Source organism: Pseudomonas sp. FP1742 (assembly GCF_030687145.1).
In the GTDB taxonomy this organism is placed as follows: Bacteria; Pseudomonadota; Gammaproteobacteria; order Pseudomonadales; family Pseudomonadaceae; genus Aquipseudomonas; species Aquipseudomonas frederiksbergensis_D.
Map to the genome: position 1 here is coordinate 4019127 of NZ_CP117460.1, position 26704 is coordinate 4045830.

Consider the following 26704-nt stretch of genomic DNA (forward strand, 5'->3'; position numbering starts at 1 on the left):
CCGATGAAGAAGCTCAGTCAGGAGGAGATCACCGACAAGCTGCACCAGGACCACTTCCCTCGGAGTACAGAACTGGAGCGGCTGTCCGATCCAGTCATTGACACACCGATGCTGGTCACCCTGGAACAGTTGCGGCCCTACGAACACAACCCGCGCTTTATCCGTAATCCGCTGTATGACGATATCAAGGCCTCGATCCGTGAACGCGGGCTGGATCAACCGCCGCCGGTTACTCGCCGCCCGGGAGAAACCTCTTTCATCATCCGCAACGGCGGTAATACGCGCTTGGCGATTCTCGGCGAGCTGTGGCAGGAAACTCGCGACGAGCGCTTCTTCCGCATTCATTGCCTGTTCCGACCTTGGACCAATGAACTCAACGCCCTACTCGGCCATCTAGCCGAAAGCGATCTGCACGGCCAACTAACCTTCATCGAACGTGCTCTAGCGGTGGCCAAACTCAAAACCATGCTCGAACCAGATGGCGCTGTGCTCTCGCAACGAGAGCTGGCACGACGTCTTGCCGCCGGAGGCTATCCCATTTCGCAGTCGCACATCAGCCGAATGCTCGACACCCTTGAACACCTACTACCCGCCATTCCACAAACCCTGTATGCCGGATTGGGCAAGCCCCAGATCGAACGCCTGATCGCTCTGCGTAGCCAGGCAGAACGAACCTGGAACCGTTATCCAACAGTCACCGTTGCGTTTACCGAGTTTTGGCTCGGTACTCTGGGCGACTTCGATACCGACCCTGAGTCCTTCGATCTTCAGCAAATCCAGGATGAACTGCTCGAACGCATGAGCCGCTTACTCGGACAGTCCTACCGCATGTTGGCCCTGGAGCTAAGCGATACCCAACGGGTCATCTCGACGTCAGGCGTTGTCGTCACCACGCCCTCGGAGAACAGCCATCTGCCGAGTGTTAATGAAGCCGCGGCCGGATCTCCCTCCTCCGAGTCTCGTCATAAATCAAGCGAGGCCAGAACCCAGACCGAAACAGCGCGAGAGGAACTGCTCACACCGCCCGAAACGAATGTCGTATCAGCTATCAGCCCTCCGTCGCGTGTTCAACAGATTCGCGAACAGATTGATCGCGACACTGCTACTGAAGTAACAGCAACCGTTGAAACCTGCTCGATCAACGACATCTGGATCATCGCACCAACACTGGATACCCCCGAACAACTGCGTTTAGCCATTGCCGGACTGGCACGGGAAATGGCGGTCTATGCCGGACATCCCGAAAGCATCATCGACCAGAAGTATGGCTTGGGCTTCACCTTGAACATCGAGCAACTTGATCTTGCAGCGCCTCGTGCGACCGGCGTTCACCTACTGCTCCTGGCCCTCTTGCGCGCTCAAGACGACGTGAACTGGGAGGATCGCAAGCAACTCCCTTCGGCCCTGTTCGGTCAGTTGTTGCTGGGGATCTATCAACTCCCTCTGGCAGATCGTCCCGCCGTGGACGTAGGATTGGAGCGACTGCCCGACAATCTGTTAATCAAACTCTATCGCCTGATCCGCCTGGCCCGCCGCCTGATCGACTTAACGCTTCCCCCGGTAGACAACACACCGAGGGAGCTGCCATGAGCCTGTCCTTCAATGTGCTCAACCAAGCCATGCTGACCCAGGTGCTGCATGAACTACGCCTGGGTAATCTGCAACGCTGTAAGGCACTCGGACTGGGCGAGGACGACATCTATCTGTTGCAATCCTTACCGCCCACCACGCTGTCACGCCTGGCCCATGCCACCGTCCCCTGGGTTGAGGTCAAGATTGACTCGCCGGTGCTGCATCGGTTGATCGAACAAGCCGAACGCGACGAACAGAACGATCGCTTGATCAACCGAGCGCTCAAGCTCGGCGCCAGCAGCACCATCATGTATCAGTGCTTCGGTTTGGCACATTCGGAAACCGCGCTGCGCCGACGTCTGCTCAAGATAGAAACCCGTAAGGGCCGCCCTCAGCATTTGAGTGAAGCACAGGAGCATGCGCTCTGGCAGCGTTGGTGCCAACTACGTGCTCAAGACGGGACCGAGGATCAGCTCGACGCCATGATGATGCTGGCGGAGGAGCAACAGATCAGCTTGACCATCGTTTGGCAGCAGATCGACCAGTACAGCAACGGAACATGAACACCGCCCCTTCCAATCGCTGGCAGCGTGTCCTGCAGCAATGCACCCAGCAGTTGAGTGAACGCTGGCCCGCATACCCTACAACCGAACAACCCTCCAACCAGGCGTTGCAGGCTGGCTTTCTGTTCAGTGGTCAGTCACACGAAGTCGTGCCGCGTCGGCTGCTGTTGGATAATCGCCTGACGCCATTGGAGCGTAATGCCTGGCAGGTGTTTCGACTCATGCTGCAAGGTCAGGGCGTGGTCACACCACGCTATGAGGATTTGCAGCCTTACCTGTCGAGCGTGCCCTATGGCACGTTAGCCTCCCGTGAAACCATTGCGCGCGTGTTGACGATGCTCAGGCTCACTCGCTGGCTCAGCTTGGTGAGTCGCGGCCGCGATCAGGTCAGCGGGCGTCTTCAAGGTTCGCTGTATGTCCTGCACGATGAGCCGTTAACCCCCGTCGAAGCCATGGAGCTAGATCAGGACTATTTGGAACTGGTCGGACATTCCCTCGCTCATGCTACCAAGGCGGTGCGCATCGTCGCCCAGCATGCTGTGGAAGAAATTCGTCAGGACACCCGTATTGATTTAGGTCAGCTCCCCACGCGGCTCGACAGTTGGGGCGAACACTGGATACAGCAAGAATTGGATCAGGCAGCCGATGACGCGATGCACGATTCCGAACTGGGTGGCGATCACCTCGTTCGGAATCGTGCAGACCCTCGTTCGGATTCCGAACCGGGCTTGAATGCCAGTGTTTCCGGCACCGTTCGGAATCCGAACGCCGCCTGTACTGTATTAAAAGAAAGTACTTGTACTGTACCGCGCACGACCCCAGTGGTGGATAACCTGAACTGGCCCACTCCGTTGCACCTAAGCCCAAGTGAACGTCAGGCCGTCGCCGTGGCGCTGAACAAGCTCAGTCCAGTGGATCGTCAGGCGGTACTCAACGAAGCGGGTGCACGCTGTACGACAGGAAGTGTCCGCAAGCCAGCAGCCTATCTGATGGGCCTGATCCAGCGTGCACTGAAAGGCGACTTTCATCCTTGGGCAAGTCAGACAGAACGTCCACCCGTTGCAGAGCTGCATCCAACGGCCCCCTCGCGCCCGTCCCGACAACAGGGCGAACCCGCTTCCGCCCTCGCCCAAGCGTGCCTGAATGAGCTGCGCCAACTGCGCAGCAAACGTCCTGGACCTCAGTAGATTTGATGCCAGTGGCATCAAATCTACTGAGGTCTAATGTGAGATCGCAAAGGGCCGAACCAGCGCAATCCGGGCGATACGGCCATCGCCATCCAAGGCAATGTTGCCACTGGCGTCACTCTCGAAAGTCTCCGGGATTTACTCTCTCACACCAAACCGAACAGACCGCATTCAGCTTTTTGGCTGCCCTTGACCATCATCTGTCGCAACGTTTCCGTCCAAGCTTATGCGAGGACAACACCGTGGCCGATCACTATCAACTCAACCTGGGTTCATTGCGCAGCAGCATCACCCTGACCCTGCACACTCACCACGCCGCCCGTATCTGGCAAGGTCGAACCGCACGTGAAGGCGTTCATTCGATCATGGGCATGGCCGGCTACATCAGTGTCACCAACCTGATCAAACAAACCGCGGCCCAAGACGATCCCTATGCCGATTGGGCCATCGTGCAACTCGAAGAAAAACTGATGCAGGCCAAGGCTGGGATGCTGGAACTGACCCAACAGCTGGATCGGATCAGACAGGACCTGCCGACGCAGATCGACATGAGCGACAACCTCAACATCCACCCCGTCACCTTGCCGTTGTACATCGGCAGCCAGCTGGGTTTTCTGGCGGTCTACTTGCTGACCGACTACGACACTCTGGTGCGCCGGACCCTATTGGCCCATCACACCGCCCTGGTCGGTCGCAGAGACATGGAAGCCTGGATCGACGACGGCGCTCATCTGCTGCGCAGTCTGTTCGGCCAGGCGCAGCGCTATCGGCATGCCGGCGTCACACGCGATGACATGGCGGCAAACAACGCCCGTGCCCTGGCGGCCATCGAGAAACTGGGCTTTCCCCCGATGGACATCCTTGAGGGGCATCGCCGCTCCCAGTTCGCGCCGTCAATCATTCGTCGGGGTACTGTGGCAGTGGATGACGTTGACGAGTTGGCAGAGCAAGCGGGAGAACCAACTGCGACAGTGGATGAGTCGGAGGACGACGCATGAATCCCCTGACCTCGACTCAACCAATGCCCTTCGACACATTGACACCCGATGCCTATCGACAGCTCGAACACGCCGCCTCCCTAAAAGGCCTTTTAAAACCTTTTAAGGGTAAGGGGGAGTTGGAGCACCTGGCGCAGGTGGCGAGGGACATCGAGGCGCAGTTATGTCACCTGATGGAGGCGGTGGTGCAGCAGGCCGGACAACCTCCTTACTCACTGCTGGATATTCGATTGGTGCTGCAGAACACCAGCGCTGGCAGCACCTTTGTGCGTTGGCGCACCCGTGACTTCGCTCGTATGGGGGTAGCGGTCTGGGAACGCCAGGTCTGCAACAAAGCCTTGCCGCAGGTCGTACGCGAGGGATTGCGCCATTTCGAATGCAATCGCATCGCACTGAACCTACAGATGAGTGTGGTGCATTCGCTCTACCGCCAGGCCTCGACCTGCGCGATCAAAATGGCCAGTGCCGAACGGTTACTGCGCCAATTCACAACCGCAGTGGAGGTATCAGGATGAGTACTTTTTTTGTCGGCGAAGGCAATATCGGCAGTGCGCCAGAGTTCCAGGAATTTCCATCAGGCAATGACGAGCCACGGCGTTTGCTACGGCTGAATGTGTACTTCGACAACCCCGTGCCGCGCGACGGCAGCTATGAAGATCGAGGCGGCTATTGGGCGCCGGTTGAGCTCTGGCACCGCGAGGCTGAACACTGGAACACGCTGTACCAGAAAGGCATGCGTGTATTGGTCGAAGGCCGTACCGTGCGCGATGAGTGGGAGGACAGCGAAGACAATGCGCGGGTCACCTTCAAGATCGAGGCCCGTCGAGTCGGCATGCTGCCTCACCGGGTGCACAGCGTGGTCATGCGCGAACGCTCCAGTGAACCAGCGGCATCTGCGACACACGTCGGGCAAAACACAGAGCAGGCCAGCTCCCCTACATCGAAACCCAAAAAACGCAGAGGGCCGCCACCTACAGACTGACAGACTTCAGGCATAAAAATTGCGCCTTTTCGCGAAGTTGCTGGGCTGTTTTTACTCACTGCTCGTGACGCCCACCCTGTTGCCCACGCTACAACTGGCTAGCAGCCTCGGACCATTTAAGCCAGTCCTCGCCGAATAATATGAGGAACCTGCCATTCAGGTTTCTCATATCTCGCCACCGCTGTTTCCAACAACGCTGCTCCGAACTCAATCCGGAGCAGTTTTATGCGCCTCTTCCTCTGCGAGAAACCTGCCCAAGGTCGAGACATTGCCAAAGTACTCGGAGCCACCCGGCGCGGTGATGGCTGCCTGATCGGTATCGACTCAACCGTCACCTGGTGTATCGGCCATCTGCTGGAGACGGCCCCACCCGAAGCCTATGGCATTCAGTACAAGAACTGGTCGTTGGATCATCTACCGATCATTCCCGAGCAGTGGCAAGTCGAAGTCAAACCTAAAACTGCGGCACAGTTCAAAGTCATCAAACGCCTGCTCAGTGAAGCCACCAGCGTCGTCATCGCGACCGACGCCGATCGCGAAGGTGAGATGATTGCCCGGGAGTTATTGGAGCTCTGCAAGTATCGAGGTCCCGTTGAGCGCCTCTGGTTGTCCGCACTCAACGAGGCCTCGATTCGCAAAGCACTGTCCTCGCTGAAGTCTAGTCAGGAGACCTTCCCGCTCTATCATTCAGCCCTCGCCCGCAGCCGCGCCGACTGGCTGATCGGCATGAACCTCAGTCGCTTGTTTACTCTCCTCGGACGGCGGGCGGGATACGATGGCGTACTGTCGGTCGGACGCGTCCAAACACCCACTTTGCGCTTGGTAGTCGATCGGGATCGCGCGATTGCCAGCTTCGTCTCTGTGCCCTACTGGGACGTAGATGTGCACCTGTCCTCAACGGGGCAACCATTCATTGCATCGTGGTTACCACCAAGCTCAGGAGGAGATGAGGCCGGTCGTTGCCTGCAGCAGACGCTTGCCCGTCACGCGGTCCAAGCGATCTCTAGCGGTATGACCGCCACAGTACTCTCGCTGCAGACTGAGCACTCCCGCGAAGCGCCACCGCTGCCCTTCGACCTGAGCACACTGCAAGAAGTCTGCTCGCGCAAGTTGGGGCTCGGTGTCCAGGAAGTCCTGAACATCGCCCAGGCTCTGTACGAAACTCACAAAGCCACCACCTACCCGCGCAGCGATTGCCGCTATTTGCCAGAGAGTATGTTCAACGAGGTACCCGCGGTACTCGAAGCCCTGCTCAAAACGGATCCCGCGCTGCAGCCCTCATTCGGAAGACTCGATCGATCACTGCATTCCCGCGTGTGGAACGATGCCAAGGTCACCGCGCACCACGGCATCATCCCCACCACCGAACCGGCGAACATTGCGCGGATGTCCGAACAAGAACGCCAAGTCTACGAACTGATCCGTAGCCACTATCTCGCGCAATTTCTTCCGCATCATGAGTTTGATCGAACCCAGGTCGTACTGGAGTGTGGCGAAGAACGATTGACTGCTGTTGGCAAACAGATCCTGGTCCAGGGCTGGAAAAGCTTGCTCTGCGAAAATACCGAAGAGGATGAGCCCAGTCACAAGTCCCAAGTATTGCCCGTCTTGCAACAGGGTACTCAGTGCACCGTGGACGACGTCGAACTCAAGTCCATGCGCACTGCCGCTCCCAAGCCACTCACTGAGGGCGATCTGATCAAGGCCATGAAAAATGTGGCCAAGCTGGTCAACGACCCACGCCTGAAACAGAAGCTTCGGGACACCACCGGTATCGGCACCGAAGCCACGCGAGCCGGCATCATCAAAGGGTTGATTGATCGCGGTTATTTGCTGAAGAAAAAACGCGCTTTAATGGCCACGGCGGCGGCCCATACCCTGATCGAGGCGGTACCCGCTGCAATCGCAGACCCCGGCATGACCGCGATCTGGGAACAGGCTCTGGACGAAATCGAAGCGGGACGTCTGTCCCTGGATGCATTCATCGACAAGCAGGCGAACTGGATTGCGCAGTTGGTCGCACACTGCGGAGCGCTCACCTTGTCGATACCGGTCGAAACCGGCCCGGCCTGCCCCATTTGCAATGCCTCAATGTTCAGGCGAGAGGGGAAATCAGGGCCGCTCTGGTCATGCTCTCAGTACCGCGGCTGTAAGGGTACAGTGCCAATCAGAAAAGATACGCGTCGCCCATGACGCACCATTGGAGATCAACATGCGTATCGGGGGCGATGGTCAGTGCATCATCAACGGCGGCTGGTCCCTCTCCAAGTCGCTTAGCGGTTGTCCGATTTCACGGGCCAAAGCGATGCCGGTCGAAATCCATATCTGCCCCAGTTCGTTGAACGCTTTCAGGTGAGCAGGATCTTCGTTAAGCCAATGAACAAGGCTGTCGAAGTGTTCGGGGTTATCCGGGCAATCATGGATCTTGATGAACAGCTCCAGTGTTCGATCCCAGATCTGATCCATGACGTTCTCGCTCTTCTCTTCCATGCTCAACCGTTCCTCAGCTTGGCCCTATCAGACCGTTCATTCTCACTGACCACCTCGGACTCTGATTCCTGTAGGAATAGAAGCCACGTCGCATTACACAGCGATTTCAGCCAATATAACAACCTTATAAGTCGATACTCAACCGTTAAGGATGTTCATGTCAACGGGTCTTTGCTCAACCATTCGGGTTGAACTGGAGAACTCATCACTTGGCACATAAACATCCAACCCAAGCCCAAATCGGGCGCATGATCGCGAAGCACCGCACCGAGCGTAATCTGACTCAGGAAGAGGTGGCTGAACGCTTGGGGATCGGCAGCGAAGCCATATCGCGTCTAGAGCGGGGTGTGGTGGAGCTTTCCGTGGTCAAGCTGATGCAGTTAGCGGATATTTTCGACTGCCGGATGGATGAACTGCTGACGGAGTCGAGTAATCGTCCCAATGACCAGGGCCAGATGATCGCGGGTCTGCTGAACGGTCTGAAAGAAAGCGACCGTGCCTTTATCCTGGCGACCGTCGAACGATTGGCTACTCATCTCGCCAACAAATGAGCTCATGCGCTCGCATTCGATATAGGGGCTTTTGAGGGGACGCTCTCTGCCTTGACGTCATCCCACCCTCTCTGCTGTAGTGCCTTGGGATCATCGCCAACGGCGACCCAAGACCGATGCGCTCCGGGTAGCTCGGTCGGACTCCTTGAGTTCGGAGCCTTCTCTTCTGCGGAATTTTATTCCCGCTTTGTGCTCGACCTGATCGCGGTGGCGGATGACCACTGTTGCCTCTACCAGGCAATAGCGGTCATCCGCTTCAGCGATCGTATTCAGTCCCGGAGCCCGCCGGAGAAACACTGGGCACCCTTTGTGCGCGGATGCGTGCCAGCATGTTCCGACCCAGGCCACGACAAGGGTCGGTTGGCGAATCATGGCGCAGTCAAACCAAGTTTTGCGAGGAGCTTGTCGACTGCGTCAGACCGCCAAAGGTGGCTTTTCTGTTCCTCGCCTGGCACCCCGCCAGGCCCACTCTTCACTTTCTTCAGTCCAGTGACTGCCACTGTATTCCGGCCATAAAAAATTGGGTTGCAGCGTCTTGACGCTCCCCTGTGCCAGGCTTATACAAAGGGCGTGGTTCGCTGTCGTTGACAGCCCAGCCCAGGTAGCTTGAACCTTCAAGGCTACGCCACATTCGTGGTGGTTTACCCAAGTGCGATCAGCATTCGGAAGCTCGCGCGGTTACCGCTTCAGCGGTGATGAATGCCCACTACCCCATGTTTGCGAACCACTACCGCAGACGTTCCTCAGTTGCACCGTTATTCCGCCAGACGCATCGTTCTGATCATCATTGGCTTGCCGATGACGAGTCGTTCATCGCTCGCCTTCACCTTACCCACCCTGACGGGGGCTCACTTCCCCGTCAGGGGCTGTGCGTCGCCGTTTTCCCTTGAAACAGGAGAACCACCATGGCCCACGCCAACCAATCCCAAGAAGCGACCACTTACTTCAACCTGCACACCGTCGGTATCGGCTACCTCAACCGTGTTCGTGAAGTACAAGTCCGCCGCGGCCAGCCATTCATGGCCTGCGATATCGCCGCCCTGCACGGTGCCACCGATGCCGTGGAGTACACCCGCTTCGACTGCAAGGTCGCTGGAGGCGAAGCTGAACGTTTGATTCGTCTCTATACGGACGCCGTCAACGCCGAGAAAAAGGTCTTGCTGTCGTTCCGTATCGGCGATCTGTGGATCGATCCGTTTCTCTACGAGAAAGGCGAGAAACAAGGCCAACCGGGCGCCAGCCTGAAAGGTCGTTTGCTGTTCATCGACTGGATCAAGGTCAACGGCACGTTCGAGTACAAAGCGCCCGCCAGGCAGGAAGCAACAGCACCTGCTGAGCAAGCGCCAAACAGTGAGCCATCCCCACCATCGGCTGATGCCGAAGCTGAGGAGATCGAAACCCCAACAGAGGCTCGGGTCGAACCTGAATCTCCATCCACTCCCCGCACGGCTCGCCGTGATGCCACCCGTACCGTTCAGTCCGTCTGAACAGTCCACGATGCTCCACATCAAGGCGCTCCCTCGAGCGCCTTTTCTTCGATCAGCACAGGAGAACCAACATGGAATCCTTCTGGCTTTGCGACGACTGCCTGTTCGCTACAGCTTACGAGGACTACAGCACGTTATCGCTCTACTACACGACGGATGAAGTCGAGAAACGCATCGCCGACATCCATCGTGGACTGGTTCAGTTAATGCCCATCAGTGCCGACTTCGATCCCGAAGCCGGTTGGGGAATAAGAGCCTATTCCCCATTACCCTGCGACGGCTGTGGTTCACACCTACACGGTCAACGCCACCGATTCCACTTGGCTGTAAACAGCGCGTCATCGGCTAATGCCCGCGACTCTCTATCCACCTCGGGGATACCACTCCCCTCGGGCGTGTACCCCTGATTGTTCCCTTCGGAGGTACCACCATGAGCACCCAACTCACACTGATTGAAACCTCGGATTTCGAAGCTGATCGTATCGTCCAAGAAAACCAGCTGATCGACGAAGCGCTGCATATTCTGGATCGTCGGCTGTTCACCCGCGGCCCTAATCTGACGTCGCCTGACGCCGTGACCTCATACCTAAAACTGCATCTTGCGCAACAAGAGCATGAAGTCTTCGGTGTGATTTTTCTCGATGCCAAGCACCGAGTGCTGGCGTTCGAAGTTCTCTTTCATGGCAGCATTGATGGCGCCAGCGTTTACCCCCGCCAAGTCGTTAAGCGTTCCCTAGCGCATAACGCTGCGGCCGCCATTTTTGTTCACAACCACCCCTCAGGGTGTACGGAACCCAGCCAGGCGGATCGCGTGTTGACCGCACGGTTGAAAGAGGCCTTGGCCTTGATCGAAGTGCGCGTACTGGATCACTTCATCGTGGGTGAAGGTCGTCCGCTCTCCCTTGCCGAATACGGCTGGCTTTAACCCTTACAGGCGCCTTCGGGCGCCTTGTTCATCTTCACTCTGGAGACCCCTCATGAACCCCACACACCAAGCCCCAGCTCCGCTGAAGGCCTCAAACCCATTTGCTCGCGGTTACGAGAACCTTTATATCGAACGGCTGCTACTGATCACCTACGAAAACGACTGCCCTCCCTGCTTTCGAGCCGTGCACGACGCACAAGCCCATCTGCCCGACGATGAGCTGCAACTGTTCCCCTGCCTGTTCAATGACGATTTCGCCTTGATCAGCGAAGGCCAATCTATCCCAGATGAGTTAGATGAACGCTGCCCGTCCACCGGGCTGGTGCGCCAAGTGATCTATGCCGTGATGGGCGAAATGCTCAACGAGCGGCATCACGTCGGCGACCTGTACTCCCTGGAAGAAGCCCAAGCCATGGTCCGTCGCTTGCGCTTCGAAACGGGACACTACAGTCGAGCCTGGGAAATCAGCACCGCACACCTTCCCGAAGAAGCGATGCTTTATCTAGAAGAGTGGGTCAGTCACTCCGCACCGAGGCAAACCGGCCTCTTGTTCGAGCTGTTCACGTTGTCGGATTGCTGTGGCATCGGTTGCAAATTGATCGGCACGCCATGGACCGACGATAACCTGCTGAAGATTGAGGGCCGTCCTTACTCATCGCTGAGGCAAGAGCAACTCGATGCCGGTACGCCAGTAGCGTTGATCGAGGTGCTGTACCTCGCGGCATTGGCCGATGTGCGATTGTTGATCTTCGACCCCGACGCTGCCGTTTTGGATGGCCTCGCCACTTTTGATGAATAGCAACGTGTTCAGCGTTAACACGACCCGCCTTGAATCAACTTTCTCACTGAATCGCTCCTTCACCTCATGTCAGGTTCTGCACTGAATCTGACATGAGGTTTTTTCCATGGAGCGTTTTTTCACGCCTGTCTGCCTGCTGGGTTTGTTGAGCGCCTGCACCGCGCAAATCCCCAACCCATTGCCGACCAATCCAGCGGTCAACGGTGGCTTCAATCGAGCCCAGCTCTCGAAGGGCACGGCCGAAGGAAGCCATCCGCGAGAGCTCCGCTATGGCCGCTACACGCTGGTCAGCACTGAGCCCACCACGGAACAACGCGATCTTCTCGCCCAAATCATGGAAGTGAACATCCCGTCCAGTCTGAGTCCTTCGGTGCAGGATGCGTTGCAGTACGTATTGCAGCGCTCGGGCTATTCGCTCTGCCCCGTTACCGCGTCAGTGAGGGTGCTCTTTACTCGGCCCCTGCCAGCGGCCCATTACCGGATGGGTCCAATCCCTTTGCGCAGCGCGCTACAAGTGCTGGCTGGTCCCGCCTGGCAACTCACGACCGATGAAGTCAGCCGTTCGGTCTGCTTCAAACAGCAGAAAGCTGATGCCGGCGTCACGCTGACCATACCCGTCTCGCCCCATCAGTTGGAGGCACGTCCATGAAAGCCTCAACGTTTCAAACCCTTACAATCGGGCTTCTTTGCCTAGCGGTCGCCGGCCTGAGTGGTGGTTTGTATAACCAGTATCAACGAGTGGCCGAACTGCAGAGCACGAACACTCAACACCTACAAACCCTGGACACCCTGCAACGTGATTCAAACGCCCTCAAGGATGCACAGGAAAAGCTGCAGTACGCGCTGAAAGACTTGAAGCAGATGGTCGATAGCGGTGAGCAACAGGCCAATACCCTCGATCCGATGTTGGATCAATGGGCGCAAGAGATACAGGAACTGCGCGATGGTCTGGCAGCCCGTGCCACCGAGGCAGACATGACAGCGCTACGCGCACGCCTCGAGCACGTCGAGCAGCAGCTCCTGGACCTCAGGACAAAGCCATTCCCTCCACCGCCGACGCCTTCCGCGACCCAACCGAAAAAGACCGCTCGCCCCAAGCCCGCCCCGCTTTTGCCACCGTTCTCAGTGTTGGGTGTCGAGTCCCGCGGGGGTGAGCGCTTTCTGGCGGTCGCACCTCCTGACAGTCGCTCTCTTAGAGATGTTCGGCTGCTGCATAGCGGCGAGCAGCTCGGGGCCTGGCGCCTGAAAGTGCTGGAGCCGAACTCAGCCATCTTCGCGGTGGCCGCTCAGCCAGACCAAACCGTGCACCTCCCTTGAGACGCGATCATGAACAGAGCGCCACTCCTCCCCGTCGTCTGTCTGGTCTCACTGCTGACCATGGGTGCTGCGATGGGTAACCCCATCACGACACAGTCACAGATCCAGGACACGCAGTCCGCTCCGCTGGGGCGCTCTCACACAAAGCAGGCGACAAGCTGGGGGCTGACGGAGCAGGAGTGGACACGCTTCGAACAGATCCAAGCCGGCCCGCGCGGTTTCTGGAGCCCGAACCTCGATCCGTTGACCGCACTCGGGGTCGAGGCCCAGACCGACCAAGAGCGCCAGCGCTATGCCGAATTACAGGTAGCGCTGGAAGCCAAACGCGCCCAGCGCGAGTTGGCCTACCAAAACGCTTACACTGCGGCCTGGGCCAAGCTGTTTCCCGGGCTGCTGCCGATCCAGGGCATGGCATCCCCGTCCCCTGCCAGCTCATCGGTCGTGCCGCGCCCGGCTCTGTTTGTGGAGGACCACTGTCCAGCGTGCACCGCCGAAGCGCAGCGTCTGCAAAGCAGTGATACGGCGTTCGATATCTACCTGGTGGGCAGCCAAGGCGAGGATGAACGTGTCCGTAGCTGGGCCCGGCAAGCAGACATCGATCCGGCCAAGGTTCAACGCCGGCAGATCACCCTGAATCATGACCGTGGTCGCTGGTTCAGCCTAGGTGCTCCGGGGCCATTGCCTGCCACATTTCAACAGGTGAACGGACAATGGCAACGCCTCGACTGAGTGGTATAGCGCTCATGCTGACGATGCTCGCCGTCCAAGCTGACGAACTTCCGCCTCCTGCGTACCAACTGGCGGCGCATGGCGCCGAGATCCCTTCTACGGTGCTGTTCGCGATTGCTCTACAGGAGAGTGGCATCCCCATCCATGGTCGACTGCTGCCCTGGCCTTGGACCTTGAACGTCGCCGGAACACCCTACCGCTTCGCCACTCGCCAGGCCGCCTGTCACGCTTTGCTTCAGGCACTCGCCCGACATGACGCCAAGCGGGTCGATGCCGGACTCGGACAAACCAACCTGGGTTACCACGGGCAACGTTTTTCCAACCCCTGCGAAGCCCTTGATCCCTACCGAAATCTCGCCGTGACCGCCGCACTGTTGCAGGAGCATCACGCCGCCACCAGTGATTGGGTGTCAGCTGCCGGACGCTATCACCGCCCGGCGGGAGGTACACCCGCCGCGCGTTACCGCGCCGGCTTTTCCCGGCAACTCGAACGACTTCAGGTTTCCTTCAAACAGGGCACACCACCATGAAGCGAATCCCCATTGTCCATTTTTGCATCCTACTCTTGGCACCTTTCGCCCAACCGGAACTGACCGTAGCCGGGGATCCGCCTAGCGACTTCACCCGACACCATTTTCAAGTTGCCAGGTCGCCAATAAACAACAAGATCCAGCCTGATCGGGCCGTGCATGCTGACCTGTCCACGTTTGCCGGTGAAGCCTGGATACTGCCCATCCGCAGCTCCCTCTTGAGCCCAGGCCAGATCACGTCTCGCGCCCTGAACATGCCGGGCTTGCGGCCATTTTTCCTGGTCGGTGAGGATCCCCACTCACTGGCTTGGTTGCGTCAACGCGCGGATAAACTGCAGGAAATGGGCGCGGCTGGCCTCGCCGTCGAAGTGGCCGATACTGAAGCCCTGGGCCGGATTCGAGCAGCCGCTCCGGGCATCACCATTCTGCCGGTCAACGGTAACGACATCGCCACCCGCCTCCAGATTGACCACTACCCTGTCTTGATCACTGCCACCTCACTGGAACAGTGAGTCCCAGGTCATGGCCGAGCATGCGATGGAGTCCAAGCTCCGGCCAGCGGTGGAGCTGTACACCGTAGCGATCTGCATCGCCGCCGCGGTGTTGTGCGTGTACTCGCCCTGGGCTGTGGCCCTGTCACCCGAGATCGGTCTGGTTGCAGCGCTGGCCTATACCCTGTTCGGCCTTATCCGACTGCGACAAGCCTGGGAGGTGCTGCGCTATCGGCGCAATATCCGTCGGCTGCCGCGCTACGAACTGACCAGCCGACAGATTCCAGTCAGTCGTAAGCGTTTGTTCATGGGGCGCGGCTTTCGCTGGACCCGCCTGCACACCCAGCGCTTGGTCGAGGCCCAGGATCCGGCGGTCGCCCACTATGTCGACCAATCGACCAGCTACCGTCTGGCCCGTGGACTCGAACGGCGCCTGGAACATCCACCGTTTCCGCTCTCGACATTGGCCCGTGTCACCGCCTGGGACAGTGCCTTCAATCCGTTGCGTCCGTTGCCCCCAGTCGGTGGTTCGCCGCTGTTGCATGGGGTCGAACCCAACGAAACGGAGGTCAGTCTGCCGCTGGGCGAACGGGTCGGACATACCCTGGTGCTCGGCACGACGCGTGTTGGGAAGACCCGGCTCGCCGAGGTGTACATCACCCAGGACATTCACCGCGTCGAACATGAGGTGGTCATCGTCTTCGATCCGAAGGGCGATGCCGACTTGCTCAAACGGATGTACGTCGAAGCCAAACGGGCCGGTCGAGAAAAGGAATTCTATGTTTTCCATCTAGGCTGGCCGGAGATCTCGGCCCGCTACAACGCCGTGGGACGTTTCGGACGCATTTCTGAGGTGGCGTCTCGCATTGCTGGGCAACTCAGTGGTGAAGGCAACTCTGCGGCCTTCCGTGAGTTCGCCTGGCGTTTCGTCAACATCATCGCCCGCGCACTGATCGAACTGGGGCGACGTCCGGACTACCTGCAGATCCAGCGACATGTAGTCAACATCGACGCGCTGTTCATCGAATACGCCCAGCAATTTTTCGCCAAGACCGATCCGAAAGCCTGGGAAGTGATCGTCCAACTTGAAGGCAAGCTCACCGAGAAGAACATTCCCCGACATATGGTGGGGCGCGAAAAGCGTGTGGTGGCCATCGAGCAGTACCTGGCGGTGAAGCGGGTATTTGATCCGGTAATGGACGGACTGCGTTCGGCGGTACGATATGACCGTACTTACTTCGACAAAATCGTTGCCTCGCTACTGCCGCTGCTGGAGAAACTCACCACCGGCAAGACCGCCCAGTTACTGGCCCCCAACTACACCGATTTAGATGACCCTCGGCCAATTTTCGACTGGATGCAGATCATCCGAAAACGCGGCATCGTTTACGTCGGTCTGGATGCACTGACCGACGCCGAGGTGGCCGCCGCTGTGGGCAACTCCATGTTCGCCGACTTGGTCTCGGTCGCCGGACACATCTACAAACACGGCATCGACCATGGCCTGCCCCAATCGGGTAAAAACAGTGACAAGTTGCCGATCAACCTCCACGCCGATGAGTTCAACGAGTTGATGGGTGATGAATTCATCCCGCTGATCAATAAGGGCGGCGGTGCCGGTATCCAGGTAACCGCCTACACCCAGACTCTCAGCGATATCGAAGCACGTATCGGCAACCGCGCCAAAGCTGGCCAGGTGATTGGCAACTTCAACACCCTGCAGATGCTCCGCGTGCGCGAAACCGCCACCGCGGAACTACTCACCCAGCAGTTGCCCAAGGTTAACGTGCTGACCAAGACCCTGGTGTCGGGTGCCACCGACACCTCCGATCCTGAGGCCAACACGGACTTCACCTCGTCCTCACAGGATCGCGTCAGCAGCACCAGTGTGCCGCTGATCGAGCCAGCGCATATCGTCAGCTTGCCCAAGGGGCAAATGTTCTCCTTCCAGGCCGGTGGTCAGCTCTGGAAAGTCCGCATGCCTTTACCTAAATCCTCCAACGACGATGCTATGCCCAAGGATCTGCAGGAACTCACTCTGCGGATGCGGGCCACCTACAACGAGCAAGCAGGGCACTGGTGGAGCGCAAGCGGTGGCGGCCCAACAACCAACTTTGATTTGGATCGGGTGGGGTAGCCCGCCCCCCCACCACCGGTTTCTATTCAGCTGAAAACTATCCAGAAGGCGTTGTGACCACATCAACTCTGCAGCGCGCATGGAGTGAACGATGGCAACTTCCGCCCAGAACACGCCGCCACAACCGGTCCAGCGTCCGGGAATGATCGTCTCAGCCATCAGCCTGGTCCTGCGCATCATCGGTTTGCTGATCGCCACGTTGCTGTTCTCGATTCTGATTGAATTCGCTGGTTTGCTGCTGTTCTGGAGTGATCAGGGCTGGCGGCACAGCCAGGCCATGCTGACCAGTGAACTGGGCTGGCTCAGCGAGCACTTCAAATCTTCACTTCTCATCCAACAGCCTGGGCCAACGATTATCCAGATGCTGGATTTCCTCAATCAGTGGCTGCTGGTCAAGACCGGCTTTGCAGATTTTTTCCTGCAGGCGCGGGTGTCGAGCCAAGGCAACGGTTTCTGGGGCTGGATCAACCAGCTCTACGTGGGTATCGAGGACTTTGTCCTTGCGGCGGTGTATGTCACCTTCACCTTCGTGGTGCGCCTGAGCATTCTGGTCCTGGCGACACCCTTGTTTCTGCTGGCCGCGCTCACCGGTTTGGTCGATGGTTTGATGCGTCGCGACCTGCGAAAATTTGGCGCAGGGCGGGAAAGCAGCTTTGTTTATCACAGGGCTAAACGAGCAGTGATACCACTGCTAGTCGTGCCCTGGATCATTTATCTGTCACTGCCCTTTTCGCTCAATCCCATAGTTATTTTTTTGCCTTGCGCGGTAGTACTTGGAACGGCGGTAGCGATCACAGTGACGACATTCAAAAAATATCTCTAGACGCTTAGCGAAGCTATTTTCCCATTAGCCCTACGCTTTCAACTCAAGCTGCCGAAACAAATCATGTTTACAGCGGACGACTCAAAATCAACGGAAGGAAGGCAATAGATGAACGCACAGTCAAACGCTTCAGAAGAAGCGATCAGGACACAAAACACTGAAACACAAAATCAAAGTTCGATAGGTTATATCCAGGTTTTCTTGGAAATTCTAAATGATGGCAAGTGGTGGTTGGCCCCCATGGCTAGCCTAATTTCGATCTTACTGCTGTCGAAGTATTTATGGGTCATCGGTCATCCAGAATTGATCCTGAGTTCCATTGGAAGTCCCTCGAATCTGCTAGTTTGGCTGATCTTTACGGTACTTGGCTTTCTACTACTGCTGGTAACCTTCTCAGTACCGTCGCTGTCATTCATGCTTTGCATGGGCTTGGTTGAACCTGGACGCGACTTAGAACCGGTGCTTGCCAAACACTTGAGCTGGGTGATCGCAGTTGGCTTCGGAATAATGGCGTTGAATCTTCTGGCCTCCACGTTTGATCTTGAGCTGGCACCATGGTTGACGTTCGCGCTGGTGACGGTCATATCGATGTTGGCGGCGAAGGTATTGCTGTCTAAACACAAGGAGCTCGCCGACGCGGCATTTGAGGTACCGCAAGGTCAAAAAAAAACGATGCACCATAAAGCTCATCGATACCTACGAATGACGCTATTGGGCTTCCTGTTAGCGTTTACCGCAATGAGCGGAGTCCTACCTGCGCAAATCGCGCTGCTGGCTTGGCGAGGAGCTGAAAATGGCTGGGAGGCGCGAGCAGCCATTGGAGTCTGCCTACTCGTAATGATGATCTATCTAGTCCCAGTAATTTTGTTCTATTCGTTTAAGGGGAGTCTGATACAACGCGCCGGCAAAGCATCTCTTGCTATGTTAGGGGCTATTTTTCTCAATGCCATGCTAATGCCCGCAATTTTCGACATCTGGGTATATTCCGCCGCCAACCTGCTTAAACTTCGTGACAATCGACCTCTCGGCTATGTGCTGGATGTAAAGGACTATCCTAAAGCCCTATTTGAGTCCGCTCCCTGGGAACGTCAGTCATTCGAGGGCACAGAGGGTCTCTACAGCGTGAGCGCCTTTCGCCAATTCCGTTTTGGCGACGTTCTACTTCTATGTCCGGGACGTTACGCCGGACTTTCACTCAAGCTCCTTGACGCTTTTTCCGATCGTTGCATCGCAGTTTCAGACGCAAAAGTGAAAGCGGCCGCGAAGCGCACGCCGGTAGCAACACGCCCACTTCCAGAGCCGTCTTGTCTATTGGCGGCACGTGTACCTACCAGGATTCCGTTGCCGATAGGAGATTCCGTGCATTGTATCTATAGGACTATTTTCTAACATCCGGGTGCTGCCTCTGCATATCCGAGCAGCTCTTTCACAGCGCACTGCTCGGATGTGACCTGGGAATGATGTCGGTTGCACTTTCCACCAAAGGCCGAAGGGGTAAATACTGCAAGTAAACATCTCCAGTACTTCCCCTCAAAAAGCGATCCATCACACCTCATATTTCCTGCTGAATAAATCGATCTCAGACTTGATTCTGCCCTCAGATCCATACGGGCCAGCATCATGCCAACTATTACCGTCTTTCGCTGCTTACTACTCTCGCTGGCTATCGTCGATGACAGCAGCTATGCCGCATCTGGTCATGAGCAGGATCAGCTCAGCCTAATCCAGCAGCAGCTCGACATTATCGAACGCGTTGCAACGAAAGCTGAGGCAGCCAGCACGCCTCAACCCGACGATCGCTATCGCTTCGACTATCCCCGACTAACCCAGGACATTCAGCGCATCCGTCACGGAGTGCAGGGCTACCTGTCCCCTTCCCGCGCTCAACCCCGCGATCCCACTGAATTGGTCGGCGATTACCGCCTCGACACTCCGCCCGCGGAGTCCTCGCCATGAGCATGACTGACGCTCAGATCGCAGCATTCCAAAATGCCTCCGGCTTTTCTGCGCAGAGCAGTTCGATGCTGTGGCTGTCCCTGGTTCTCATCCTGGCTTTGCTCTGGTGTACCTGGGTGATGTGGACGGCTTACCGGGGCTGGGCAGTCGGCAGCGTGCGTTTCGGCGCGTTTGGCGGCAGCGTCGTGCGCGTGCTGCTCACATTGTTGGTACTGATGTTCTTCACCCTTTCCTAAACCAGGAGATCACCGTCATGCTCAAGTGCCTTGCCCCCCTGAAAAACAACCTGCGTGATCGTGCCAGTCAACGTCTAATCGGCTTATTGTTGGTGCTCGGTCCAAGCCTGGCTTTTGCCGAGCTACCGACCATGGAAGCCCCTTCGCGTGGTGAAGGATCTGGTCTGATTGAGACGATCAAAAACTACGCCTACGACGGCGGCATCTTGCTCGGCCTACTGATCGCCCTGCTCGCTTTTCTCGGCGTGGCCTGGCATTCGCTGACCGTTTATGCCGACGTGCAGAACCAGCGCAAGACCTGGAAGGACTTGGGTGCTGTAGTCGGAATCGGAGCTCTGCTGGTGGTAATCATCATCTGGTTCCTGACCAAGGCTGCCGCGATTCTGTGAGGTCGACATGAACGACTCTATCGAACGTCTTGCCGACGGCACCTTGGTTTTTCTGCCGGAGCGACTCAACCGTGATCCTGCCGTGTTGCGCGGTTTGACCAATGATGAGATGTGGGTGGCGCTCGGCACCGGCGCAGTCATTGGTCTGGTGCTGGGCGTGCCTCTGGCGACCAGCACCGCCTCCATTGCCTTGGCGCCGACCAGCATGATCGCAGGCATGGCGGTGGTGTTATTTGCCAGTGGCACGCTACTGCGTCGCGCTAAACGGGCTCGCCCCGAGACCTGGTTGTACCGCAAGCTCGAATGGGTACTGGCCAGCCGTTGGCGCCTGGATCGAGGGACTTTGATCCTCCACTCCGGCGCCTGGACGGTTCGCCGTTCACGTCGACTGCGCCCTGCCCTGTCCCGGCGGCAGCCATGAGCCGATTTCGAAACAAGGTGGATGCCCAACAGGCCCATATCTTCAGCCTGCGTCTGGCGGTAATGATCCTGGCCCTGCTCTGTGCCGGACTCTGGTATGGCTGGCACTCGGCACCGACCGATCTGACCGTGCATGTACCACCCGATCTGCGCTCGGGTAGCACGCGCAAATGGTGGGACATCCCCTCAGAGAATGTCTATGCCTTCGCCCTGTACATCTTTGGTCAGCTCAACCGCTGGCCCTCGGATGGCGAGCAGGATTATCGCCGCGCTATCTATGGTTTGCAGTCCTACCTGACACCTTCCTGCAAGGCTTTCCTCGACGGCGACTACGAGTATCGCAAGGCCGCTGGTGAACTGCGCCAGCGGGTGCGCGGCGTCTACGAGATCCTGGGCCGAGGCTACAGCGAAGATCCGGAACTCAGGGTCAAGCAACTCGACCGCGACAGCTGGCTGGTCAAGCTCGACCTCAATGCCGATGAGTATTACGCCGCCGAACCGGTGAAACGGGTGGTGGTACGTTATCCATTACGCGTGGTGCGTTTCGACCTGGATCCCGAACGCAACAAGTGGGGGCTGGCACTGGACTGTTATCAGGGCACTCCGCAAAAAATCTCCCTGCCCGGAGGTGAGCCATGAAGCGGATTTCTACCCTGGGATTCACCGTCGCACTGGTGCTATGGGGAGCAGCAGCGCAGGCCGTCGAGCTGATGCACTGGGAACGTCTTCCCCTTGCGGTCCCACTGGTGATCAACCAGGAACGGGTGGTCTTTGTCGATGAGGATGTTCGAGTCGGTGTGCCCTCAACCCTGACGGGCAAGCTGCGCGTGCAATCAACCGGTGGCACATTGTACCTGCGCGCCTCGGAAGCCATCGCCCCGACCCGCCTGCAACTGCAATCGGTCACGACGGGCGAGATCATCCTGCTGGATATCGCGGCCACTCCCGGCGATCAACCGCTGGAGCCCGTGCGTATTCTCAAGAATGCTCCGGTGCAGGCTACCGAAGCTGAATTTAACACCATCCCTGTTCCAGAACGTACGCCGATCCCGGTCGCCTTGACGCGCTATGCCGCACAGAGCCTGTACGCGCCGCTGCGCACCGTGGAGTCCCTGCCCGGGGTACGCCGCGTCCCGCTTAAGCTGCGCACCGAACTGCCAACTCTGCTGCCGACCGAAAACGTGTCCAGCACACCTGTCGCCGCCTGGCGACTCGGGGATTACTGGGTGACGGCGGTGAAGTTGCGCAATCGTGGTTCAGCGATGGTGCAACTCGACCCGCGTCGGCTTCAGGCCAAGCTGTTCGCCGCGGCCTTCCAGCATGCTTTCCTCGGGCCTGTCGGCAGCGCCGAAGACACCACGATTGCCTACCTCGTCACCCGCGGTGCTGGCCTCGAAAACGCCGTGCTGCTCCCGCCCGTTGCGCGAGGTGCTGACGATGAAGGCTAACGCCTTGCTCAAATGGCTGGTACCGGCTGCGCTGCTGGCCGTGGTGTTGATCATTCTGAAAACCTGGGTCGCGGGTGGCAGCACGCCTTCTCCAGAAAACTCAGTTGATCAGGGCAACATTCAGTTATCCGCCGAGCAAGCCAAGTCGCTCGGCATTGCGGGCGATACCCCACACGACACGGTTGCCACCCTGGTCGGCCAGGTGAAGGCCATGCGTAGCGACATGCTCGGTTTGAAGAAACACAACGATTCGCTGCAAACAGAGAACAACCGTCTGCGCGAGCGGGAAAACAGCGTCGATTTGCGTATCCAGACGGCGCTTGGCAGCGTGACCCAGCAGGTTGACGAAGGCCGCCGACAAGCCAACGAGGCCCGACTCAAAGCGGAACAAGACAGTCGTCAGGCTCGCGGTCTGCTGACGCAATTGCAGGAGCAGTTGTCGGGGCTGACCGGCAAAGGCAAGGATATGCCGATCGGATTGGGGCTTGAGCCGGGCGACGGGGCTCAGTTCGACGGGCAGCATTCTGCCAATGATGCGCTGCAGTGGATTGAACCCTCGGATGCTCTGTCCACCGACGCCCGAGACAAAACCAAGACCTCCTCCGCGCTGAGCCTGCCTACCACCTTCAACTCACTGGAGAGCTTGAACGATAACGCGATTGATCGCAGCCAGAAACAGCTGCGCGCCGTCACCCAGGGTGAACGTGACCTGACACGATCCGCTAATCGAACCGAAGGCGCGAAGCCGGTCTACACCATTCCCGAAAACGCGACATTGATGGGCTCGGTCGCCATGACCGCGCTGATCGGCCGAGTCCCGGTGGACGGCACAGTGAATGATCCCTACCCCTTCAAAGTACTGGTCGGCCCGGAGAACTTGACCGCCAACGGCATCGACCTGCCGGACGTCGCGGGTGCCGTGATGAGCGGCACGGCGTCCGGAGACTGGACCCTGTCTTGCGTACGCGGGCAGGTCGAGTCAATCACCTTTGTGTTTACCAATGGCACCATCCGCACGGTGCCTCAGCCGAAAGCGGTAGCCAGCCGCACTGCCTCCACCACCCAGAATTCGAGCACCGACAAGATCCGTGGCGGACTCGGTTACCTGTCCGATCCGTATGGCATTCCTTGCATTGCCGGCGAGCGCCGCTCGAACGCCCAGCAGTACCTCGGCAGCCAGAGCCTGATCACCGCGGCCGGCGCCGGTGTCGCCGCCCTGCTTGGGGATGAGCGGAACAACAGCAGCGTGATCAGTTCGGGCGGCAGTACCCTCGGGGTCACCAGTAGCACGGGCAACAGCGCACTGAACTCAATCCTCAGCGGTGGAGTCAGCGACATTCGCGAGTGGGTCAACAAACTGTATGGCGAAGCCTTCGCTGCCGTGTACGTGCCACCGGCCGCCCAAGTCGCCCTGCACCTCGACCATGAGATCACCATCGACTACGAGCCCAAGGGCCGGAGCGTTCGCCATGAAAAAGACCATGCCTCTCTGCCTGACCTGGATTAGCGTGTTCTGCTGGGTCTTGGCGGGGTGCTCCACCGACAAGGAGACACTGCTGCCCCATGGCGAGCAAACCATGCTGGACATCTGGAACGGCGCCGGTTCGCAAGGTACTCAGCAACAACTACTGGATGCTCGGCAGCAGTTACGCCGCCCATTGGCTCAAGCAGAGTTCTCCGTGGCTCTCCAGGAACCGTACACGCGCACAGCGGCGAACGAGATCCGCAACCTGTTCCCTCGCTTGCCCAATCCCGATCTGGTGCTGTACGTGTATCCGCATTTGAGCGGTACCGAGCAGGCACCGGTCCCGGGTTACTCGACCGTCTTTCCGTTCTACCAACGAGTGCAGTACGCATTGCCGGGTGAACGTCAGGAAGACTTGTAGTGCGTACCGGCGATTCGGGGAACCGCATTCCCGCGTGGAAAGCCTGGCGCAATTCAGTGCACCCTCGCGCCACCTTGGCCAATGAAGCGGCACTCTATGCGCACCACCCCAGCTTCACCGATCACCTGCCGTGGGTCGAATACCTCGACACCGAGCAGTGTTTTCTGCTGGATGACAGTCGCTCGGTGGGCGCGGTGTTCGAGTTGCTGCCCATCGGTACCGAAGGGCGCGAACCCGATTGGCTGATGGCGGCCCGCGATGCCCTTGAGGACTCCCTGCAGGATAGCTTTGACGAACTGGATCAAGCGCCTTGGGTGGCGCAGTTTTTCTGCCAAGACGACAACGACTTCACCCCCTACCTGAGCCGGCTCACCGATTATATTCAGGACAGCGCGCGAGGCACGGTCTTCACCGAGGCGTATTTGGAACTTAGCCGCCGTCATCTGAAGGCCATCGCCAAGCCCGGTGGTCTGTTTGAGGATAAGGTGGTTACGCGCCTACCCTGGCGCGGCAATAACCGCCGGGTTCGCCTGGTGGTCTATCGCTGGCTTGAGTCTGATGTTGAGGAGACAGGACTCACCCCGGTGCAATCCCTGCAACAGGCTTGCGAACGAATCGCTGCCTCGCTGCAAGCATGCGGGGTGCAATCGACACGAGTCGATGGCCGAGGTTTGTATGCCTGGTTGTTGCCCTGGTTCAATCCGGCTCCCAGGCTCACCGATGAAGCGCCCGAGGAGTTCTACCGCCGCGTGGCCTATCCGGAGTCTAGCGATGGCGAGTCGCTGGAGCTGCCCTTCGATCATGACTTTGCCGAGCGGCTGTTCTTCAACGAACCGCGTTCGGATGTGCAGCGCGGACTCTGGTACTTCGATGATCAGCCCCACCGGGTCATGGTAGTGGACAAGCTGCGCCGAGCGCCCTTGATTGGTCAACTCACCGGAGAAACCCGCAAGGGTGACGCGGTGAATGCCCTGTTCGACCAGTTACCCGAAGGTACAGTGATGAGTCTGACCCTGGTGGTCAAACCACAGGATGTGCTTGAAGACCAGTTAAACCGATTGGCGCGTAAAGCCATCGGTGAAAACCTGGCCTCCACCCAGACCCGTCAGGACGTCGAAGAGGCTCGCGCGATCATTGGCCGCCAGCACAAGCTGTACCGCGGCACCCTGGCGTTCTACGTACGCGGTCACGATGAGCAGCAACTGCACCAGCGCTCGGTCAGCCTTGCCAACGCACTGCTGGGTGCGGGCCTGCAACCTGTACGTGAAGGCGATGAAGTCGCCGCCTGCAACAGTTACCTGCGTTGGTTACCGATGGCTTACAACCCGGCCCGCGACACGCGCAACTGGTACACGCGACTGATGTTCGCCCAGCATCTGGCGAATCTAGTCCCAGTCTGGGGCCGCAGCACAGGCACCGGCCAACCGGGTATCACCCTGTTCAATCGTGGTGGCTCGCCGTTGAGCTTTGATCCATTGTCACGCTTGGACCGGGCCATGAACGGCCATCTGCTGTTGTTCGGCCCGACCGGCGCCGGCAAGTCGGCCACCCTGGTCACCCTGCTGATGCAGGTCATGGCGGTGTACCGCCCTCGCCTGTTTATCGTTGAGGCCGGCAACTCATTCGGCTTGCAGGGAGACTACTTCTCGACACAGGACCTGTCGGTCAACAAGGTCCAATTGAAACCTGGCGCCTCGGTCAGTCTCGCCCCGTTCGCCGACGCTTGGCGCCTGGTCGAGCAACCGGATCAGGTGGCGAGTCTGTCAATCGATGAGCTGGACGATGAGGTGGTGACCAGTCGCGAAGACCAGCGTGATGTTCTCGGCGAACTGGAAATCACCGCCCGCCTGATGATCACCGGCGGCGAGGCCAAGGAAGAAGCCCGCCTGAGTCGAGCCGATCGCAGCTTGATCCGCGAGTGCATCCTGGATGCGGCGCAGACTTGTGTCGTAGCGGGCCGCCAGGTCCTGACCCGCGACGTGCGCGACGCTTTGTTGCGCGTCGCCGCTGACCCGCACTTACCGGAGAAACGTCGCGAGCGTGCCCAGGAAATGGGCCAGTCCATCGATCTGTTTTGCCAGGGTTTCGAGGGTGAGTTGTTCGATCGCGAGGGCACGTCTTGGCCTGAGAGCGATGTGACCATTGTCGACTTGGCCACTTACGCTCGCGAAGGCTACGAGGCACAGCTGTCCATCAGCTACATCAGCCTGATGAACACCGTGAACAATCTTGCCGAGCGCGACCAGTACCTGGGCCGACCGATCATCATGGTCACCGACGAGGGCCATATCATCACCAAAAACCCGCTACTGGCGCCCTTCGTGGTCAAGGGGACGAAGATGTGGCGCAAGCTCGGCGCGTGGTTCTGGCTGGCAACGCAAAACCTTGCCGACTTTCCCACTGCTGCGCAGACCATGCTCAACATGATCGAATGGTGGATTTGCTTGAACATGCCGCCCGCGGAAATCGAAGAGATTGCTCGCTTCAAGAAGCTCACGCCGGCGCAGAAAGCCCTGTTGCTCTCCGCCAGCAAAGAACCCGGTAAATACACCGAAGGGGTCGTGCTGTCGAAGAAGCTCGAGACGCTGTTTCGAGCCGTACCACCCAGTCTTTACCTCGCCCTGGCCATGACAGAACCCGAGGAAAAGGCCGAGCGCTGGACACTGATGCAGGACAGGGGCTGCTCAGAGTTGGAAGCGGCTTACCGGGTAGCTGAACGGATCGATAGAGCGCGAGGAATAGAACCCGCATAGGGGAATCTATTCAGGTATCGCGCTCTAAAGCGAGC

29 protein-coding genes and 1 pseudogene are annotated in these 26704 nt (G+C 58.4%); 29 read left to right on the forward strand and 1 reads right to left on the reverse strand.

What is annotated here, in order from left to right:
* Positions 1-3 precede the first annotated feature (3 nt).
* The 7 genes from PSH64_RS17740 (at position 4) to PSH64_RS17770 (ending at position 7495) form a co-directional block, all read left to right on the forward strand.
* Positions 4-1590, forward strand: a complete 1587-nt coding sequence (locus PSH64_RS17740; RefSeq protein WP_305478000.1) for a ParB family protein — start codon at positions 4-6, stop codon at positions 1588-1590.
* Positions 1587-2135 (forward strand): DUF2857 domain-containing protein, encoded by a 549-nt coding sequence (locus PSH64_RS17745; protein WP_305478001.1) that lies wholly within the window; start codon positions 1587-1589, stop codon positions 2133-2135. Before PSH64_RS17740 ends, PSH64_RS17745 begins: the two co-directional genes overlap by 4 nt.
* Positions 2132-3322, forward strand: coding sequence for an STY4528 family pathogenicity island replication protein (locus PSH64_RS17750; RefSeq protein WP_305478002.1), 1191 nt, complete (start codon positions 2132-2134; stop codon positions 3320-3322). The genes PSH64_RS17745 and PSH64_RS17750 overlap by 4 nt, the downstream gene beginning before the upstream one ends.
* A 242-nt stretch (positions 3323-3564) precedes the next feature.
* Positions 3565-4320: a PFL_4669 family integrating conjugative element protein gene (locus PSH64_RS17755; protein WP_305478003.1), complete on the forward strand. Its 756-nt coding sequence runs from the start codon at positions 3565-3567 to the stop codon at positions 4318-4320.
* On the forward strand, positions 4317-4835 hold the full coding sequence (locus PSH64_RS17760) for a DUF3158 family protein (RefSeq protein ID WP_305478004.1): 519 nt from the start codon (positions 4317-4319) through the stop codon (positions 4833-4835). Before PSH64_RS17755 ends, PSH64_RS17760 begins: the two co-directional genes overlap by 4 nt.
* A complete protein-coding gene (locus PSH64_RS17765) occupies positions 4832-5302 on the forward strand; it encodes a single-stranded DNA-binding protein (RefSeq protein WP_305478005.1) in 471 nt (156 codons plus the stop codon). The genes PSH64_RS17760 and PSH64_RS17765 overlap by 4 nt, the downstream gene beginning before the upstream one ends.
* Before the next feature lie 225 nt (positions 5303-5527).
* Positions 5528-7495: a DNA topoisomerase III gene (locus PSH64_RS17770; RefSeq protein ID WP_305478006.1), complete on the forward strand. Its 1968-nt coding sequence runs from the start codon at positions 5528-5530 to the stop codon at positions 7493-7495.
* A 39-nt stretch (positions 7496-7534) separates the two neighbouring features.
* Here PSH64_RS17770 and PSH64_RS17775 read toward each other — a convergent pair whose 3' ends face one another.
* On the reverse strand, positions 7535-7792 hold the full coding sequence (locus PSH64_RS17775; RefSeq protein WP_305478007.1) for a hypothetical protein: 258 nt from the start codon (positions 7790-7792) through the stop codon (positions 7535-7537).
* A 209-nt stretch (positions 7793-8001) separates the two neighbouring features.
* Here PSH64_RS17775 and PSH64_RS17780 point away from each other — a divergent pair, with 209 nt between their 5' ends.
* The 22 genes and pseudogenes from PSH64_RS17780 (at position 8002) to PSH64_RS17885 (ending at position 26669) form a co-directional block, all read left to right on the forward strand.
* Positions 8002-8343, forward strand: coding sequence for a helix-turn-helix domain-containing protein (locus tag PSH64_RS17780; protein ID WP_305478008.1), 342 nt, complete (start codon positions 8002-8004; stop codon positions 8341-8343).
* Positions 8344-9248: 905 nt separating this feature from the next.
* Positions 9249-9830 carry an STY4534 family ICE replication protein gene (locus PSH64_RS17785; protein ID WP_305478009.1) on the forward strand — a complete coding sequence of 194 codons (582 nt, stop codon included), beginning with the start codon at positions 9249-9251 and terminating at the stop codon, positions 9828-9830.
* 71 nt (positions 9831-9901) lie between these two features.
* Positions 9902-10147: pseudogene (locus PSH64_RS17790) on the forward strand (hypothetical protein); the annotation flags it as partial.
* A gap of 113 nt (positions 10148-10260) precedes the next feature.
* Positions 10261-10755, forward strand: a complete 495-nt coding sequence (gene radC / locus PSH64_RS17795) for a DNA repair protein RadC (protein ID WP_305478010.1) — start codon at positions 10261-10263, stop codon at positions 10753-10755.
* 52 nt (positions 10756-10807) lie between these two features.
* Positions 10808-11554: an ABC transporter substrate-binding protein gene (locus tag PSH64_RS17800; RefSeq protein ID WP_305478011.1), complete on the forward strand. Its 747-nt coding sequence runs from the start codon at positions 10808-10810 to the stop codon at positions 11552-11554.
* Between the two features lie 106 nt (positions 11555-11660).
* Positions 11661-12203 (forward strand): PilL N-terminal domain-containing protein, encoded by a 543-nt coding sequence (locus PSH64_RS17805; RefSeq protein WP_305478012.1) that lies wholly within the window; start codon positions 11661-11663, stop codon positions 12201-12203.
* Positions 12200-12871, forward strand: coding sequence for a chemotaxis protein (locus PSH64_RS17810; RefSeq protein ID WP_305478013.1), 672 nt, complete (start codon positions 12200-12202; stop codon positions 12869-12871). The genes PSH64_RS17805 and PSH64_RS17810 overlap by 4 nt, the downstream gene beginning before the upstream one ends.
* A 9-nt stretch (positions 12872-12880) precedes the next feature.
* Positions 12881-13600 (forward strand): TIGR03759 family integrating conjugative element protein, encoded by a 720-nt coding sequence (locus PSH64_RS17815; RefSeq protein WP_305478014.1) that lies wholly within the window; start codon positions 12881-12883, stop codon positions 13598-13600.
* Positions 13582-14130 carry a lytic transglycosylase gene (locus PSH64_RS17820; protein WP_305478015.1) on the forward strand — a complete coding sequence of 183 codons (549 nt, stop codon included), beginning with the start codon at positions 13582-13584 and terminating at the stop codon, positions 14128-14130. Before PSH64_RS17815 ends, PSH64_RS17820 begins: the two co-directional genes overlap by 19 nt.
* On the forward strand, positions 14127-14642 hold the full coding sequence (locus tag PSH64_RS17825) for an integrating conjugative element protein (RefSeq protein WP_305478016.1): 516 nt from the start codon (positions 14127-14129) through the stop codon (positions 14640-14642). The genes PSH64_RS17820 and PSH64_RS17825 overlap by 4 nt, the downstream gene beginning before the upstream one ends.
* Positions 14643-14652: 10 nt before the next feature.
* Positions 14653-16758, forward strand: coding sequence for a type IV conjugative transfer system coupling protein TraD (traD, locus tag PSH64_RS17830; protein WP_305478017.1), 2106 nt, complete (start codon positions 14653-14655; stop codon positions 16756-16758).
* A gap of 91 nt (positions 16759-16849) precedes the next feature.
* Positions 16850-17581: a TIGR03747 family integrating conjugative element membrane protein gene (locus tag PSH64_RS17835; RefSeq protein ID WP_305478018.1), complete on the forward strand. Its 732-nt coding sequence runs from the start codon at positions 16850-16852 to the stop codon at positions 17579-17581.
* A 108-nt stretch (positions 17582-17689) separates the two neighbouring features.
* The gene (locus PSH64_RS17840) at positions 17690-18970 is read left to right on the forward strand and encodes a hypothetical protein (RefSeq protein ID WP_305478019.1); all 1281 of its coding nucleotides are present in this window, start codon (positions 17690-17692) and stop codon (positions 18968-18970) included.
* 231 nt (positions 18971-19201) lie between these two features.
* A complete protein-coding gene (locus PSH64_RS17845) occupies positions 19202-19537 on the forward strand; it encodes an RAQPRD family integrative conjugative element protein (protein WP_305478020.1) in 336 nt (111 codons plus the stop codon).
* On the forward strand, positions 19534-19773 hold the full coding sequence (locus PSH64_RS17850; RefSeq protein WP_305478021.1) for a TIGR03758 family integrating conjugative element protein: 240 nt from the start codon (positions 19534-19536) through the stop codon (positions 19771-19773). The genes PSH64_RS17845 and PSH64_RS17850 overlap by 4 nt, the downstream gene beginning before the upstream one ends.
* Before the next feature lie 17 nt (positions 19774-19790).
* On the forward strand, positions 19791-20162 hold the full coding sequence (locus PSH64_RS17855) for a TIGR03745 family integrating conjugative element membrane protein (RefSeq protein WP_060738069.1): 372 nt from the start codon (positions 19791-19793) through the stop codon (positions 20160-20162).
* A 7-nt stretch (positions 20163-20169) separates the two neighbouring features.
* The gene (locus PSH64_RS17860; protein WP_305478022.1) at positions 20170-20583 is read left to right on the forward strand and encodes a TIGR03750 family conjugal transfer protein; all 414 of its coding nucleotides are present in this window, start codon (positions 20170-20172) and stop codon (positions 20581-20583) included.
* A complete protein-coding gene (locus PSH64_RS17865) occupies positions 20580-21221 on the forward strand; it encodes a PFL_4703 family integrating conjugative element protein (RefSeq protein ID WP_305478023.1) in 642 nt (213 codons plus the stop codon). Before PSH64_RS17860 ends, PSH64_RS17865 begins: the two co-directional genes overlap by 4 nt.
* On the forward strand, positions 21218-22030 hold the full coding sequence (locus tag PSH64_RS17870) for a TIGR03749 family integrating conjugative element protein (RefSeq protein ID WP_305478024.1): 813 nt from the start codon (positions 21218-21220) through the stop codon (positions 22028-22030). The genes PSH64_RS17865 and PSH64_RS17870 overlap by 4 nt, the downstream gene beginning before the upstream one ends.
* Complete coding sequence (locus PSH64_RS17875) at positions 22020-23537, forward strand: TIGR03752 family integrating conjugative element protein (RefSeq protein WP_305478026.1); 1518 nt, start codon at positions 22020-22022, stop codon at positions 23535-23537. The genes PSH64_RS17870 and PSH64_RS17875 overlap by 11 nt, the downstream gene beginning before the upstream one ends.
* Complete coding sequence (locus PSH64_RS17880; protein WP_305478027.1) at positions 23500-23916, forward strand: TIGR03751 family conjugal transfer lipoprotein; 417 nt, start codon at positions 23500-23502, stop codon at positions 23914-23916. Before PSH64_RS17875 ends, PSH64_RS17880 begins: the two co-directional genes overlap by 38 nt.
* Positions 23916-26669 (forward strand): conjugative transfer ATPase, encoded by a 2754-nt coding sequence (locus PSH64_RS17885; protein ID WP_305478028.1) that lies wholly within the window; start codon positions 23916-23918, stop codon positions 26667-26669. The genes PSH64_RS17880 and PSH64_RS17885 overlap by 1 nt, the downstream gene beginning before the upstream one ends.
* Positions 26670-26704 lie beyond the last annotated feature (35 nt).

Bases quoted from the DNA above. Each gene is read 5' to 3' on its own strand.
- PSH64_RS17775 (WP_305478007.1), bottom strand. From the start codon at position 7,792: ATGGAAGAGAAGAGCGAGAACGTCATGGATCAGATCTGGGATCGAACA.
- PSH64_RS17800 (WP_305478011.1), top strand. From the start codon at position 10,808: ATGAACCCCACACACCAAGCCCCAGCTCCGCTGAAGGCCTCAAACCCA.
- PSH64_RS17740 (WP_305478000.1), top strand. From the start codon at position 4: ATGAAGAAGCTCAGTCAGGAGGAGATCACCGACAAGCTGCACCAGGAC.
- PSH64_RS17870 (WP_305478024.1), top strand. From the start codon at position 21,218: ATGAAGCGGATTTCTACCCTGGGATTCACCGTCGCACTGGTGCTATGG.
- PSH64_RS17825 (WP_305478016.1), top strand. From the start codon at position 14,127: ATGAAGCGAATCCCCATTGTCCATTTTTGCATCCTACTCTTGGCACCT.
- PSH64_RS17865 (WP_305478023.1), top strand. From the start codon at position 20,580: ATGAGCCGATTTCGAAACAAGGTGGATGCCCAACAGGCCCATATCTTC.
- PSH64_RS17835 (WP_305478018.1), top strand. From the start codon at position 16,850: ATGGCAACTTCCGCCCAGAACACGCCGCCACAACCGGTCCAGCGTCCG.
- PSH64_RS17850 (WP_305478021.1), top strand. From the start codon at position 19,534: ATGAGCATGACTGACGCTCAGATCGCAGCATTCCAAAATGCCTCCGGC.
- PSH64_RS17875 (WP_305478026.1), top strand. From the start codon at position 22,020: ATGAAGGCTAACGCCTTGCTCAAATGGCTGGTACCGGCTGCGCTGCTG.
- PSH64_RS17785 (WP_305478009.1), top strand. From the start codon at position 9,249: ATGGCCCACGCCAACCAATCCCAAGAAGCGACCACTTACTTCAACCTG.
- PSH64_RS17810 (WP_305478013.1), top strand. From the start codon at position 12,200: ATGAAAGCCTCAACGTTTCAAACCCTTACAATCGGGCTTCTTTGCCTA.
- PSH64_RS17765 (WP_305478005.1), top strand. From the start codon at position 4,832: ATGAGTACTTTTTTTGTCGGCGAAGGCAATATCGGCAGTGCGCCAGAG.
- PSH64_RS17745 (WP_305478001.1), top strand. From the start codon at position 1,587: ATGAGCCTGTCCTTCAATGTGCTCAACCAAGCCATGCTGACCCAGGTG.
- PSH64_RS17880 (WP_305478027.1), top strand. From the start codon at position 23,500: ATGAAAAAGACCATGCCTCTCTGCCTGACCTGGATTAGCGTGTTCTGC.
- PSH64_RS17750 (WP_305478002.1), top strand. From the start codon at position 2,132: ATGAACACCGCCCCTTCCAATCGCTGGCAGCGTGTCCTGCAGCAATGC.
- PSH64_RS17760 (WP_305478004.1), top strand. From the start codon at position 4,317: ATGAATCCCCTGACCTCGACTCAACCAATGCCCTTCGACACATTGACA.
- PSH64_RS17805 (WP_305478012.1), top strand. From the start codon at position 11,661: ATGGAGCGTTTTTTCACGCCTGTCTGCCTGCTGGGTTTGTTGAGCGCC.
- traD (WP_305478017.1), top strand. From the start codon at position 14,653: ATGGCCGAGCATGCGATGGAGTCCAAGCTCCGGCCAGCGGTGGAGCTG.
- PSH64_RS17860 (WP_305478022.1), top strand. From the start codon at position 20,170: ATGAACGACTCTATCGAACGTCTTGCCGACGGCACCTTGGTTTTTCTG.
- PSH64_RS17840 (WP_305478019.1), top strand. From the start codon at position 17,690: ATGAACGCACAGTCAAACGCTTCAGAAGAAGCGATCAGGACACAAAAC.
- PSH64_RS17770 (WP_305478006.1), top strand. From the start codon at position 5,528: ATGCGCCTCTTCCTCTGCGAGAAACCTGCCCAAGGTCGAGACATTGCC.
- radC (WP_305478010.1), top strand. From the start codon at position 10,261: ATGAGCACCCAACTCACACTGATTGAAACCTCGGATTTCGAAGCTGAT.
- PSH64_RS17820 (WP_305478015.1), top strand. From the start codon at position 13,582: ATGGCAACGCCTCGACTGAGTGGTATAGCGCTCATGCTGACGATGCTC.
- PSH64_RS17815 (WP_305478014.1), top strand. From the start codon at position 12,881: ATGAACAGAGCGCCACTCCTCCCCGTCGTCTGTCTGGTCTCACTGCTG.
- PSH64_RS17855 (WP_060738069.1), top strand. From the start codon at position 19,791: ATGCTCAAGTGCCTTGCCCCCCTGAAAAACAACCTGCGTGATCGTGCC.
- PSH64_RS17845 (WP_305478020.1), top strand. From the start codon at position 19,202: ATGCCAACTATTACCGTCTTTCGCTGCTTACTACTCTCGCTGGCTATC.